Here is a 12905-nt window from a genome sequence, read left to right as displayed (position 1 = left end):
AGAACCGCCCGACCGCTCTCTCTTTCCGGCGTGCTTCTCGAACGCTTCCTCGATCCCTCCACCCCATCCCTGAAAATCTGCGGCGTCACCCTCGCCGAAGACGGACAGCGGCTGGTCGATCTGGGCGTGGAGGCGATGGGCGTGAATTTCTGGCCGAAATCGAAGCGCTACCACAATCCGAAGACCGCGACCTGGCTCAAGGACCTGAAGGGTAAAATCCTGCGCGTGGGGGTGTTCGTGAATCCGGACATCAACGACGCCATCGAAATGGTCCGCGCGGGCATCATTGATGCCGTGCAACTCCATGGAGATGAGTCGCCTTTGCAGGCCAGCTTTCTCGAAGACTGGGCGATTCCATTCTTCAAAGCCTTCGGGGTGAACACCGCCGCCGATCTGAATCGGGCGGAGGAGTATCACGCTTCCGGGGTCCTGCTCGATGCTCCGGCCCCGGGTGTGTATGGCGGAACCGGTGAAACGTTCGACTGGTCCGTGGCGGCGGATTTTGTCCGCCATCACCCGGATCTGCCGGTGATTCTGGCGGGAGGCATCGTGCCGGAAAATGCGGTGGCGGCTCTTTCGCAGGTGCGACCCACGGCGCTCGATGTAGCTTCGGGCGCGGAGATTTCGCCAGGTATCAAGGACTTCGACAAGGTTGAGGCGTTGTTGAAGGCGGTACGGAGTTGAGCCTTTAGGCGGAGAGATTCTCTGCTTTGGGAGGCTGTCCGACCTATCGAAGCTCTGCCCCACCCTCCTGAAGGAGGAACTACGTACGCAGAATCCCGCATGTTCGCGTAGCGGGTGGCACCTCGACAAATGCGTCGTCTTCGGCGATGAATCCTCATTGATGAGCACCCGCGCCCGCTCCGAACTGTGCGATTCCCCGCGCGAGGAACTCGCCAGCAGCATCACTCATGGCATCGGAGCCGCCCTCAGCGTGGCCGCCTTGGTCGGCATGCTGCTCGTCGCGAAAGGCGAGCCTTACAAGCTGGTATCCGCCTCGGTCTTCGGCGGCACGCTGATCCTGCTCTACCTCTCCTCCACGCTCTACCACTGCTTCAGCGGCCCGCGGTTGAAGGCGCTGTTCCAGCTCTTCGACCACGCTTGCATCTATCTCCTGATCGCGGGCTCCTATACTCCGCTGACGCTGGTTTCGCTGCGGGGGCCATGGGGTTGGTCGCTGCTGGGCGTGGTGTGGTTCCTCGCGCTCGCCGGGGTGATCATCAAGAGTGTCTTCGCCGGGCAGAAGGATCACTGGATCTCCACGGCACTTTACATCGCCATGGGCTGGCTGGCGGTCATCGCCATCGGCCCGATGATGAAGGCCCTGCCACCCGGCGGTCTCGCCTGGCTGGTCGCCGGTGGTCTCAGCTACACGCTTGGCACGATCTTCTTCGCGTGGCGGCGGTTGCCATTCAACCACGCCATCTGGCATCTCTTCGTCCTCGCTGGCAGCGCCTGCCATGTCGCCGCCGTTGTGCTCTACATTCTCCGTTGATCCGTGCCGGAACTTCCTGAAGTCGAAACCACCCGCCGGGGACTCGAACCCCATGTCGTGGGAACCACGCTCCGCGAGGTCATCGTCCGCCGCCGCGATCTCCGCGAGGTGATCCCGGAATCGATCGCCCAAGCCGAAGGCCGCCGGGTTCTCGCGATCCGCCGCCGCTCGAAGTATCTCATCGTCGATCTCAACGATGGCTCTTCGCTGCTGATCCACCTCGGAATGTCCGGCAGCCTGCGAGTGATCCCGCCTTCCGAACCGTGGAAAAAGCATGACCATGTGGGTCTGACGCTATCCTCCGACCTCCAGGTGAGGTTTCACGATCCGCGCCGGTTCGGGATCGTGCTGCATCTTTCCGGTGGCGATCCTCTCGCCCATCCGCTGCTCGGCAATCTCGGACCGGAACCTTTGGAAGACGACTTCACGGTCGAGACCCTTGTCAATGCCTGTGCCAAGCGTTCCATCCCGATCAAGGTCGCAATCATGGACGCAAAGACCGTCGTGGGCGTGGGCAACATCTATGCCTCGGAAGCACTCTTCCGCGCGAAGATCCTGCCGGACACTCCTGCAAATGCGGTTTCGAAATCGCGTCTGAAACGTCTCACCCAAGCCATCCGCGATGTCCTGAGCGACTCCATTGCGGAGGGCGGCACCACGCTTCGCGACTTCCTGAAGTCCGATGGCGAGCCCGGTTACTTCCGGCAGAAACTCTTTGTTTACGATCGGAAGGACGAACCTTGCCGCGTCTGCCGCACGCCGATCCGCCATGCCGTGATGGGCCAGCGGTCGACGTATTGGTGTCCGAAGTGCCAGAAGTAGCGCGACTTCACGCTCCCGTCACGATCTCGCAATTCGGCAGCTTCTTCTTCAGCTCGTCGATAGCCTGCGGGGTGACCTTCGTCTGCCACAGGTAGAGGCGTTTCAGGTTCGGCAGGCCCGCGAGCTTCTGCACGCCGCCATCGGTAACGGCGGTGCCGTAGAGGTTCACGGATTCGAGCTTCGACAGCTTCACCAGCGCATCGATGGACGCATCGGTCACGCCCGTCTCGGAAAGACGCACCATGCGGAGGTTCGCCGCACTGGAAAGCAGAGCCACGCTCTTGTCGGTCACCTTGGTAGCGGAGAGGTCCGCCGTCACCAGATGCTTCACCACCGGCTGCAGCTTCTGGAAGGCATTGTCATCAAGATGCTCGCGGAGCGAAACAGCCGTAAAGGTGAGATAAGGGGACTGCTGCGACTCGAAGGTCAGCGCGCCGGGGAATTCCTTGGCAAAACCAGCCACCTGGGTCTTCAGGGCAGGATCGGCCGGAGTGGCTTTCGGTGCGGCTCCTGGTGCGGGAGCACCTCCCTCGGTCTTGGCCGTAGCAGCAGACTTGGAGGAACCACCAGTGCCCAGCTTGGCCAGCGCGGCCTTCACGTCGGCGGGAGGATTGAGTTCGGCGACCGTCTTCTTCGGATCGGCACCGGAGGCAATCCACCATTTCAGGACGGCGAGCTCATGCTCTTCCACCTGCGGCTTCTCTTCCGGCGGCATATGCTCCTCGTCATCCTTCGGCAGCAGGATGCGCGCGGTGAGATGGCTCTTCTCGAAATTGCCCGGCTCGATGGACGAGCCGTTCTTACCGCCCTTCACGATCAATTCGTAGGTATCGAGACGGAGCTTGCCCTTCGATTTGTCGGCATTGTGGCAGTTGGTGCAGCGCTTCTCCAGGATCGGCGCCACCAGATCGGTGTAAACGACCAGTTGCTCGGGAGAGGCCGCCACCCCATCGGAGCCACCCTCGTGCTTGCTCTTGCCGTCCTTCGGCGGCAGGCCGAGCGCCTTGCGGATCGGAGCGGGGGCTTCTTCGGTGAGATAGTTTTCGCCGTGGGTAAGAGAGCCGCCATCATGGCTGGCGATGCCCATCACGGCAGTAGAAACCAGCAGGCCGGCCTTCGAAAACCAGGCGCCCGAACCACCGGCGGCATCCGACCACATCTTCGCGAGGAAGGTCACGATCATCGCCACGGCAAAGAAAATGCCGCGCCACATGTGTTGCTCGGCCAGCTTCGATTCATCCCAGCCACCGCCCTGATAAAGCAGGAAGCCGAGGATCACCGCCACCACCGCGGATGCGGCGCAGAAGCCAAGCACCAGCGAGCCCGCGCCACCGCGCTTCTTGTCCTCGCCCTTGGAGAAAAGCCGCGTGAGCTCCAGAAGGATCGCCAGCGTCACCATGCCGATCGGCAGATGCAGCACCAGCGGGTGGAACCGACCCACGAAGCGGACGATATCCGGCACCTTGTCCCCGTCCGGCTGCCCCGCCAACAGGGGCATGGCGATCATGGCACCGATGGTGACCAGACCGGCGAAGGTGAAAAAGATCGGTTTGCGAGAGGAGGACGACGTTTGAGCCATAAGACGAGGTACGGAGCAATTACCGCTCAACTACCCCGATCTTACATCCGATCTTTCAGACCCGCGACCACGAAGAGTCCTCAAATATCGACAGTCTGTTGCGAAGCTGGAGGGGGCTGGGTCCTTGTTTTACGTCCGAGAAAAGGTAAGAACCGGGAAACATCGATACCCAAAACCGACAAGGACTTGACCAAAATGAGCAGAGCCGTCGCCTCATCGATGAACGGCAGCGGATCCGGAGCGATGCCCAAAGTGAGCAGGTAGCCCCCGGACATGAGCGCGGCAAGGAAGGCGAAACCCTTTTTCATTGCCCCATGGTCGCACGAAAATCGCGGACCGCAATTGGACAAGGAGGATGATTTTCGAACCACCGGATGGACGTTCCTCCTTGCCTCACTCCAGCCGCGGCGGAGACACTGGCGACGCAACCACCCCAACCATGGATCCTCTCCTTCTCAAGACTCTCCACGTCGCCGGCGTCATCGGACTCTTCACCTCGATGGGCGCGATCATCGCCGGAGCCTGCGAAGATTGCAAAAAGAAGGCGGCCATGCTGCATGGGATTTCGCTGCTCCTGATTCTAGGAGTGGGTCTGGCCATGATCTTCACCCAGAATCTGGTGAAGAGCGGCGGCTGGTGGCACACGAAAATCGTCCTCTGGCTGTTCCTCGGCGCCGCCCCCGCGCTGGCCAAACGCGGCGTCGTTCCACGCCCGGTGTTGCTCGTCCTTTGCCTCGCCGCTGGTATCCTCGCCGCCTGGCTGGGCATCCGGAAGCCGTTCTGAAAAAGTGGTGCAAGTTTCCAACTTGCATCAGAGGACAGCCCGATCTTCCCGAGAGCCGGATTCACATCGGGCCGGCTGCTGTACTTGCGGGCTATGGTTTCACGCGAGTAGCCAACGCTTTCCGGGCAACAGCACACAAGCGCTCACACCACTCAAAAAAGAACCCGTACGCCAAACCCTCCACGAAGTCCGTGATACAACTCCGGCTACGGGCTTTCCAGTAAAGGAAACGAACGCCCTTGCGATCAATACTGCCAGCCCGGCTGGTATTCGTTCGATTTGATCAGGGCCCGCTCGTCGGTCAGCTGGTTCTTTTCCGCACCTTCGTCCTTCTTCGACCACGGCGTACGTCCCGGAGAATCCTCGGGTGCGAGCGAAGCGCAGGACACGAAGAGGGCGGAAAACGCGGCGGCAAGAAGGAATCGGGTCACGACCGACTCTAACACACGGCGGGGAATTTGTCGAGCAACCATCGCTTTTCGCAATCCCATCCAAGAAAAGAGCCGATGCCACCCGTGTGCGGCATCGGCTCAAAATGGACGAAGGGAAGCGGAAGATCAGTCCTTCTTCTCCTTGTAGGTGGACTGGATGTAGATTTCGCGGAGCGTCTTGAAATCCACCTGGCAAGGGCTGTGGGACATGAGATCCGCACCCTTGTTGTTCTTAGGGAAGGCGATCACCTCGCGGATGCTGTCCTCACCCGCGGCCAGCATGGCGATGCGGTCCAGGCCGAGCGCCAGACCACCGTGCGGCGGCGCGCCGAAGCGGAAGGCATCGAGGATGTGGGAAAATTTCTCCTGCTGCTCCTCCGGGCTGATGCCCAGCACTTCGAACATCTTCGCCTGAAGGTCCTTTTCGTGGATACGGATCGATCCGCCGCCCAGCTCGTAGCCGTTCAGCACCACGTCATAAGCCACGGCGCGGACTTCCTCATACCGGCCGCCTTCCATAAGGGGCACGTCGTCGGTGTTCGGGCGGGTGAAGGGATGATGCACGGCGGCCCACTTGCCGGTCTCGGTGTCGAGCGCAAGCAGCGGGAAATCCACGACCCAAAGGAAGTTGTAGGCGGTGCTGCCCTTGGTCAGCTCCATCATCTCCGCGATTTCCAAACGGACGCGACCGAGAATGGTGCTCACGGAGTCACGGCTGCCCGCGACGAAGAAGACGATGTCCCCTTCCTCGATGTTGAGCTTGGCAATGAGCGCCTCCTTCTCGGCATCAGTGAAGAACTTCCACAGCGGGCTCTTGAACTCGCCGCCTTCCGCCTTCACGAACGCCAGCGTCTTCACCGGCAGGCCGGCCTGGATGGCGATCTCGTTGAGGCGGTTCATCTGGCCGGTGGTCACACCGGCGAAGCCCTTGGCATTGATGGCGCGGACCACACCACCGTTGTCGAAGGTGCCGCGGAAGATCTTGAACTCGGTGGCACCGAAGACATCGGCGAGATCGATGATCTCATTGCCGTAACGGGTGTCCGGCTTGTCGGAACCGAAGCGGTCCATCGCCTCGCGGTAGGTCATGCGTGGGAATGGCTGCGGCACCTCAATGCCAAGACCGGCCTTGAACATCGAACCAAGCAGGCCTTCGACCAGCTTGATGATGTCCTCCTGCGTCACGAAGCTGGCCTCGATGTCGATCTGGGTGAACTCCGGCTGGCGGTCGGCGCGCAGGTCCTCGTCACGGAAGCAGCGGGCGATCTGGAAATACTTCTCCAGACCGGCGACCATGAGGAGCTGCTTGAACTGCTGCGGGGCCTGCGGCAGCGCGTAGAAACGACCGGGGTTCAGGCGTGCGGGCACGAGGAAGTCGCGCGCGCCCTCCGGAGTCGGGTTGGAAAGAATCGGAGTCTCGACTTCGATGAAACCGGCATCGTCCAGATAGCGGCGGGCAGCGGAGGTGATCGTGTGACGCAGGCGGATGTTGCGGTTCATCCGCGGGCGGCGCAGGTCGAGGTAGCGGTACTTCATCCGCAGGTCCTCGTTGGACAGCTCCTTGTCGAGCTGGAACGGTAGCACGTCCGCCTTGTTGACGATGTTCAACTCGGTGGCAACGATCTCAATTTCACCGGTGCCGAGCTTCTCATTGGCGGTGCCTTCGAGACGCTTCGCCACGCGGCCCACCACCTGGATCACGTCCTCATCGCGCAGCTTGTGCGAGACCTTGGTGGCTTCCGCATTCTCCTCCGAACGGAACACGACCTGGGTGACGCCCTCGCGGTCGCGGAGATCGACAAAAATGACGCCGCCCTGGTCACGGACGGTATTCACCCAGCCGATGAGCGTGACGGTTTCGCCGATGTGGGAGGAACGTAGTTCGTTGCAGTGGTGGGAGCGCATAGAGGAAAGTTTTCAGTTTGAAGTGTTCGGTTTTCAGGAAGAAGCCTGAGAACCAGAGGAATCAGACGAGCAGCGGACCGTCCGGTTCAAGCAGGCGGCCGGTGATCCATTCGACAGCGGAATCGGCGTCGCCGGATTCCTCGCTGCGGGCGGAAAGGATCTTGAGCTTGAGCTGCGGATATTCGTTGCCGACGACGAGCGCGAAGCGGGCACGGGATTGCTCGGCGCGCTTGAAGAGCTTGCCGACATTGCCAGCGATGAGCGGGAAATCGACGGACACGCCCGCACGGCGGAGATCGGTGACGAGCTTCAACGCGTTGCCACGCTTGGTTTCGTCCGCGACCACCACGTAGACATCGCAAGCGGCTCCCTGGCGCTGGAGCCAAGCCTGCATCTGCATGTTCGCGTGGGTGGTTTCCTCGATCAGATTGCGAATGACGTAGTCACCCATCGCGAAGCCGGTGGCGGGCAGATCCACGCCGCCGTCGGAAATGGTGGAAACCAGCGTGTCGTAACGACCGCCGCCTGCGACCGCGCGCATCGACTTCTTCGAATCGAAGACTTCGAACACCACGCCGGTGTAGTAGGCGAGGCCGCGGACGATGGAGAGATCCAATTCGAGATACGCACCGAGGCCACGTGCGGTGAGGTCGTCCTTGATCGCGTTATAGGCCGCGGAAGCATTCGCCGGATCGGCGATGAAGCCCTTCACCAGACCGGTCGTAAGACCGAAGGACTGGAGCTTGGCTTCCAGGGCCTCAGGCTTCTCGCGCTCGATCTTGTCGACCACGTTCAGGAAATCCGGGATGAGTTCCTCGGCCACGCCATGCTGACGGGCAAAGGCAACCCACGCTTCACGATCGGAGACACGAACCACGAAGTCCCCTTCCACGAAACCGAAGGCCAGCATCGTTTCGATCGCCAGCGAGATCAGCTCGGCATCGGCCACCGGTCCGGCTTCGCCGAGGATGTCCACGTTGAACTGGTGAAACTCGCGACCACGGCCCTTCTGCGGCTTTTCGTAGCGGAAGCACTGGCCGATCTCGAACCACTTCAGCGGTTTCGGGAAATCGCGCTGATGCTGAGCGGCGAGGCGGGCCAGCGAGGCGGTCACCTCCGGGCGCAGGGTGACGTCGCGGCCTCCCTGATCTTCGAAACGGAAAAGCTGGGAGGAAAGCTCACCGCCGGACTTTTTCAGGTAGAGTGCGGTGTCCTCCAAAATCGGAGTTTCATACTCCGAAAATCCGAAACGACGGGCCACGGAGCGCCAGGTTTCGAACAAATAATTGCGGACCGCGCATTCTCCGGGGGAGAAATCGCGGAAACCGGGAAGAGCTTGGAAAGCAAGGCCAGCCATGGACGGGCGGCGAGGATGCACGGGAGGACTTGGTTTTCAACCCCGAATGCCGGTGGCGGTGGTTTCCAACCACCCGGCCTCTATCGGAAACAACCAGCAGGAAGAGGCATGGCGGTTGGAAACCGCCACCACGCATCGGAAAATCCATCCAATCCGTGTAATCCGTGGTCAAAATGCCCGTTCCCACGTAAGCCCTTCCTCGTGGTCCGCACCCTCCGTCTGTTGGATTTCCGCTGCTTTTCCGGTCTCGATCTTGAGCTTCCGGCAGCAGGCGGTGTCTTCACGGGCGAAAATGCCCAGGGGAAGACCTCGATCCTTGAGGCGATCTGCGTGCTGACCCGTCTCCACTCGCCCCGCACCCGCCGGATGGCGACCATGGCCCGGGTTGGCACCGGGCATTTCGGCATTGCCGGGGAGACGTGGGAACAGGAGCGGAAGGTGCGGTTCTCCAAGGAAGGGCTGGCATTGACCGTCGATGGAGAATCCCGCGACGGACAATCCAAGTATCTCGCCGATGGCGGGCTGGTGGTGTGGATGGGCAATGAGGATCTCGATCTGGTCCGTGGCTCAGGCGAGATCCGCCGCCGCTACCTCGATTTCCTCGGAGCCCAACTCGATCCCGGCTATCGCCGCGCGTGGGCGCGCTACAAGGTGGCTCTCAAGTCGAAAAGCCTGCTGCTCAAGGAAAGCCGGCCGAATGAGGCGGAGATCGCCGCTTACGAGGAGATCCTGATCGAGCACGGCACGGAACTGACCGCCAGCCGCACGAAATTGGTCACCGCTCTCGAACCGCTTGCCGCCGCCGCCCAAGCCGAGGTCAGCGGCAAAGCCGAACCCCTCACCCTCGCCTACCGCCCTTCCGGTGGCATCTGTCTGCGCAGCGCCCTCGAACACGCCCGCGAGCGTGAGCGCCGTCTGCGACAATCGGTCGTGGGTCCGCACCGCGACGACCTCGAACTGCGGCTCCACGGCCTGGCCGCCTCCGAATTCGCCAGCGAGGGGCAGCAGCGCACGCTCGCCCTCGCTCTGAAACTGGCACAGGGAAAACTGTTGGAGCAACTCGGTGGCAGACTCCCGGTCTATCTCATGGACGACATCTTCGGCGAGCTCGATCCGGGGCGCCGCAACGCTCTGATGCATCATCTTCCGGGAGCGGCACAGAAATGGATCACCACCACCACGCTGGACTGGTTGAAGGAGACCCCCGAATTGGAAAATCTGGCCCGGTTCACAGTTGGCAGCGGCAGCGTGACCCGATAGATCAATCGGCAATGCCGTTATCCTATACGCTGGCGTCTCTTGCCGCGGCCTCCCTCTGGTTGGTGATCACCGGTTTGATCTGGATCTCAGTGCCTTGGAAACGGCGCATCCTCAAGATGACGCTCGGCGTCATCTCCATCTCCGGCACTCTTGCGATCATCACCGGCGGATCGGTGGCCGCCACCTTGCTGCATGACCGGGACAAGACACGCCAGGAGCTCTCGAATGCCAGCGACTACGCCGCATCGGAAGTGCGCCGCAGCCAACCGAAGCAACAAGTGTGCATCGAAATTCTCGATTCGAAGCGCGTGGCCGTCAACGGCACCACCGTCACGATGGAACGCCTGCCGAAACAACTGGCCGCGGCACTCAAGGTCCCTCCTTCCCAAGCTTCGGCCGTCCTATCCGCCCCTTCCTCCGTTACCGAAGAAGCCCTCCTCAGCGTGAAGCAAAGCTGCCTCGACACCGGTATCTCCGAAGTCGCGATGCCTACCGCCAGGATCGCGACGCATCCTTCGCGCGGGTTCTGACCTCCCGACCCGGCCAGAGGGCTGAGCCGTTGTCGATCGGCCATCTTTCCCTGTCCAAATCGCAAATTCCCGCGTCGGATTGAAATATGCCGTCGCCACCGGCCTTACGTGACGGGATTCTTTTGCACGGTCCCCTTCCCGCCATGTTTTCCCGACGCGATTTCCTCAAGCACGCCGCCATGCTCTCCGGCGGGCTCGGCACCCTCGCCACAATTCCGCCCTCGATCCTGAAGGCGCTGGAGATCCAGCCCGCGGATGGCAGTACCTTCCTGGACGCGGAGCACGTGGTGATCCTGATGCAGGAAAACCGCTCGTTCGACCATGCCTTCGGCTCCCTGCGTGGTGTCCGTGGCTTTGAGGATCCCCGCGCGATCACCCTCCCCGACGGCAATCCGGTGTTTCTCCAAACGGATGCGAAGGGCGATACCTACACGCCGTTCTGCCTGAACATTCATGAGTCGAAGGCCACCTGGATGCGCGACCTCCCTCACGACCGTGGATCGCAGGTGGCCGCAGGCAACAAGGGCAGGCACGACCGCTGGCTGAAGGCGAAGAAATCATCCCATCAGGACTACGCCGGCATCCCGCTCACGCTGGGCTACTATGACCGCCGTGACATTCCCTTCTACCACGCCTTCGCGGATGCCTTCACCATCTGCGACCAGCACTTCTGCTCGGCGCAGACCTGCACCACTCCGAACCGCCTCTTCCTCTGGACCGGCACCAACCGCGATCCCCGTGATCCAAACGCGCGCGTGCGGCTGAGCAACGGCCAGATCGATCATGCCACCCACGCCGACTGGACCACCTTCCCGGAGCGGCTGGAGGATCTCGGCGTGCCGTGGAAGATCTATCAGAACGAGCTGGACCTTCCCACCGGCTTCCAGGGCGCGGAAGATCCGTGGCTCGGAAACTTCGGTGACAATCCGATGGAGTATTTCTCCCAGTATCACGTGGAGTTCCACCCGGCTCACAGCGCCTACCTCAAACGTCGTGCGGCGGTGCTCAAGAAGAAGCTCGATACCCAGCCCGCTCCCGATGAAGACCCGGAAAAGGCGCAGGCGGCGCGTGACAAGGCAGCCAAGGAGCTCGCGAAGATCGAGGAGGAACTGGTCCGCTGCGGTCCGGAGAACTTCGCCAAGCTCACGCCGCGCGAGCAATCCATCCACAAGCGCGCTTTCACGACCAACACCGGCGATCCGCAGCAGCGGCAGCTCGCCAAGCTGAAATACCGCGAGGGCCAGGAAGACCGCGAGGTTCCCGTGCCCGCGGGCGACGTGTTGCACCAGTTCCGCAAGGACGTCGACACCGGCAAGCTCCCGACCGTTTCGTGGTTGGTCGCGGCGCAGAACTTCTCCGATCACCCAAGCGCGCCATGGTATGGAGCCTGGTATGTTTCCGAGGTGCTCGACATCCTCACGAGAAATCCGGAGGTCTGGAAGAAGACGATCTTCATTCTCACCTACGATGAGAACGACGGCTACTATGACCACGTGCCGCCTTTCACGCCACCGCATCCGGACATCGCGGGCAGCGGTGCCGCCTCGGAGGGATTGGACACGCGGCTGGAGTTCGATGAACGCGGCCACCCCATCGGTCTCGGCTACCGCGTGCCGCTGGTGATCGCCTCGCCGTGGAGCCGTGGCGGCAATGTGTGCTCCCAGGTCTTCGATCACACCTCGGTGCTTCAGTTTCTCGAAACCTTCCTCGGCCGGAAGCTTTCCAAGCCGGTTCATGAGCCGCACATCAGCGCCTGGCGCCGCACGGTCTGCGGCGATCTCACTTCGGCCTTCCGTCCACACAATGGAGCAAAGGACGTGCATCCCCTGCCCTTGAAGCGCGACCAGTTCGTCGAGGAGATCCACCGCGCGAAGTTCAAGGAAGCACCCACGACTTACCGGAAGCTCGCCCTGGAAGAGATTGCGGATGTCCGTGCGAATCCGAACAGCTCCTCCTTCCTGCCGCAGCAGGAGCCGGGTGGACGACCTTCCCGCGCCCTGCCGTACGAATTGCTGGCCGAGGGACGCTTGAACCGCGCCACCGGCACCTTCGAGATCACGCTGGAAGCTTCCGACAAATCTTTCGGTTCCAAAGCCGCGGGCGCGCCTTTCCACGTTTACACGCCCAAGGGCTATCGGCCCGATGATGCCGCCAGCTACACCGATGCCGAGTTCCGCTATGAGCAGACCCGCCGCTGGGCCTATGCGGTGAAGGCGGGCGACCGTGTGACCGGCTCATGGCCGGTGGATGCCTTCGAGGATTCGATCTATCACCTCCGCACCTACGGTCCGAACGGCTTCTTCCGCGAATACCGCGGAGATGCCGTCGATCCGATGGTGGAGGTCGCCTGCGAATACGGCAGCCACTCGGTGTCGCATCTGCTCTTCACGCTTTCCAACCGGGACACCTCCAAAACCGCGAGTGTCACGCTCACGGACACCGCCTATGGCATGGCTCCGATCACCCGCACTCTCGCTCCCGGCGAAACCGTGCAACTCCCCGTCGATCTGGCCACCAGTGCCCGCTGGTATGATCTGGAACTGACCGTGGAAGGCGCGCCGAAGTTCGTGCGCCGCTACGCTGGACGTGTGGAAACCGGCGAGGACAGCGAGAGCGATCCGCAGATCGGTCGCCGCGCCACCGCCACTGCAAGGCGGGAAGCTCCGGCCGGAGAACAGCGGCGGGATTGAACAAGCTCTCCCTCATTTCCTGCTTGCCAGCCGGCCCCAACTGTAACATTCA

At 61.9% G+C, this 12905-nt stretch carries 12 protein-coding genes; 7 read left to right on the top strand and 5 right to left on the bottom strand.

Annotated features, from left to right (window positions below; genetic code table 11):
* The first annotated feature begins 30 nt into the window (after positions 1 to 30).
* From KBB96_RS02285 to mutM, 3 genes are all read left to right on the top strand, one after another.
* Entirely contained in the window at positions 31 to 684 is a 654-nt protein-coding gene (locus KBB96_RS02285; RefSeq protein WP_211631867.1) for a phosphoribosylanthranilate isomerase, read from the top strand.
* A 160-nt stretch (positions 685 to 844) separates the two neighbouring features.
* On the top strand, positions 845 to 1495 hold the full coding sequence (gene trhA / locus KBB96_RS02280; protein ID WP_211631866.1) for a PAQR family membrane homeostasis protein TrhA: 651 nt from the start codon (positions 845 to 847) through the stop codon (positions 1493 to 1495).
* 3 nt (positions 1496 to 1498) lie between these two features.
* Entirely contained in the window at positions 1499 to 2317 is an 819-nt protein-coding gene (gene mutM, locus KBB96_RS02275) for a bifunctional DNA-formamidopyrimidine glycosylase/DNA-(apurinic or apyrimidinic site) lyase (protein ID WP_211631865.1), read from the top strand.
* 7 nt (positions 2318 to 2324) lie between these two features.
* On the opposite strand, the gene KBB96_RS02270 is transcribed toward mutM, so the two are convergent.
* A complete protein-coding gene (locus tag KBB96_RS02270) occupies positions 2325 to 3896 on the bottom strand; it encodes a c-type cytochrome domain-containing protein (RefSeq protein WP_211631864.1) in 1572 nt (523 codons plus the stop codon).
* Between the two features lie 80 nt (positions 3897 to 3976).
* Complete coding sequence (locus tag KBB96_RS02265) at positions 3977 to 4204, bottom strand: hypothetical protein (protein WP_211631863.1); 228 nt, start codon at positions 4202 to 4204, stop codon at positions 3977 to 3979.
* A gap of 131 nt (positions 4205 to 4335) precedes the next feature.
* Between KBB96_RS02265 and KBB96_RS02260 the strand changes: the two genes are divergently transcribed.
* Positions 4336 to 4680 (top strand): hypothetical protein, encoded by a 345-nt coding sequence (locus KBB96_RS02260; RefSeq protein WP_211631862.1) that lies wholly within the window; start codon positions 4336 to 4338, stop codon positions 4678 to 4680.
* A gap of 245 nt (positions 4681 to 4925) precedes the next feature.
* On the opposite strand, the gene KBB96_RS02255 is transcribed toward KBB96_RS02260, so the two are convergent.
* The 3 genes from KBB96_RS02255 to hisS form a co-directional block, all read right to left on the bottom strand.
* Complete coding sequence (locus KBB96_RS02255) at positions 4926 to 5111, bottom strand: hypothetical protein (protein WP_211631861.1); 186 nt, start codon at positions 5109 to 5111, stop codon at positions 4926 to 4928.
* 126 nt (positions 5112 to 5237) lie between these two features.
* Positions 5238 to 7016, bottom strand: a complete 1779-nt coding sequence (gene aspS / locus KBB96_RS02250) for an aspartate--tRNA ligase (protein ID WP_211631860.1) — start codon at positions 7014 to 7016, stop codon at positions 5238 to 5240.
* 61 nt (positions 7017 to 7077) lie between these two features.
* On the bottom strand, positions 7078 to 8373 hold the full coding sequence (gene hisS, locus KBB96_RS02245) for a histidine--tRNA ligase (protein WP_211631859.1): 1296 nt from the start codon (positions 8371 to 8373) through the stop codon (positions 7078 to 7080).
* A 201-nt stretch (positions 8374 to 8574) separates the two neighbouring features.
* On the opposite strand from hisS, the gene recF reads away from it, so the two are divergent.
* The 3 genes from recF to KBB96_RS02230 all read left to right on the top strand — a co-directional run bounded on the left by recF (position 8575) and on the right by KBB96_RS02230 (position 12853).
* Positions 8575 to 9633, top strand: coding sequence for a DNA replication/repair protein RecF (gene recF, locus KBB96_RS02240; RefSeq protein WP_211631858.1), 1059 nt, complete (start codon positions 8575 to 8577; stop codon positions 9631 to 9633).
* Positions 9634 to 9644: 11 nt separating this feature from the next.
* Complete coding sequence (locus tag KBB96_RS02235) at positions 9645 to 10163, top strand: hypothetical protein (protein WP_211631857.1); 519 nt, start codon at positions 9645 to 9647, stop codon at positions 10161 to 10163.
* Between the two features lie 143 nt (positions 10164 to 10306).
* Complete coding sequence (locus KBB96_RS02230; RefSeq protein WP_211631856.1) at positions 10307 to 12853, top strand: phosphocholine-specific phospholipase C; 2547 nt, start codon at positions 10307 to 10309, stop codon at positions 12851 to 12853.
* The last annotated feature ends 52 nt before the right edge of the window (positions 12854 to 12905 follow it).

The sequence above is a fragment of the Luteolibacter ambystomatis genome (genome assembly GCF_018137965.1).
Taxonomy (GTDB): Bacteria; Verrucomicrobiota; Verrucomicrobiia; order Verrucomicrobiales; family Akkermansiaceae; genus Luteolibacter; species Luteolibacter ambystomatis.
This window is presented reverse-complemented; position numbering and strand designations above follow the sequence as displayed.

Excerpts from the sequence above, each read along its gene's own strand:
- trhA (WP_211631866.1), top strand. The coding sequence starts at position 845 with ATGAGCACCCGCGCCCGCTCCGAACTGTGCGATTCCCCGCGCGAGGAA.
- KBB96_RS02270 (WP_211631864.1), bottom strand. The coding sequence starts at position 3,896 with ATGGCTCAAACGTCGTCCTCCTCTCGCAAACCGATCTTTTTCACCTTC.
- KBB96_RS02265 (WP_211631863.1), bottom strand. The coding sequence starts at position 4,204 with ATGAAAAAGGGTTTCGCCTTCCTTGCCGCGCTCATGTCCGGGGGCTAC.
- KBB96_RS02260 (WP_211631862.1), top strand. The coding sequence starts at position 4,336 with ATGGATCCTCTCCTTCTCAAGACTCTCCACGTCGCCGGCGTCATCGGA.
- aspS (WP_211631860.1), bottom strand. The coding sequence starts at position 7,016 with ATGCGCTCCCACCACTGCAACGAACTACGTTCCTCCCACATCGGCGAA.
- hisS (WP_211631859.1), bottom strand. The coding sequence starts at position 8,373 with ATGGCTGGCCTTGCTTTCCAAGCTCTTCCCGGTTTCCGCGATTTCTCC.
- KBB96_RS02235 (WP_211631857.1), top strand. The coding sequence starts at position 9,645 with ATGCCGTTATCCTATACGCTGGCGTCTCTTGCCGCGGCCTCCCTCTGG.
- KBB96_RS02230 (WP_211631856.1), top strand. The coding sequence starts at position 10,307 with ATGTTTTCCCGACGCGATTTCCTCAAGCACGCCGCCATGCTCTCCGGC.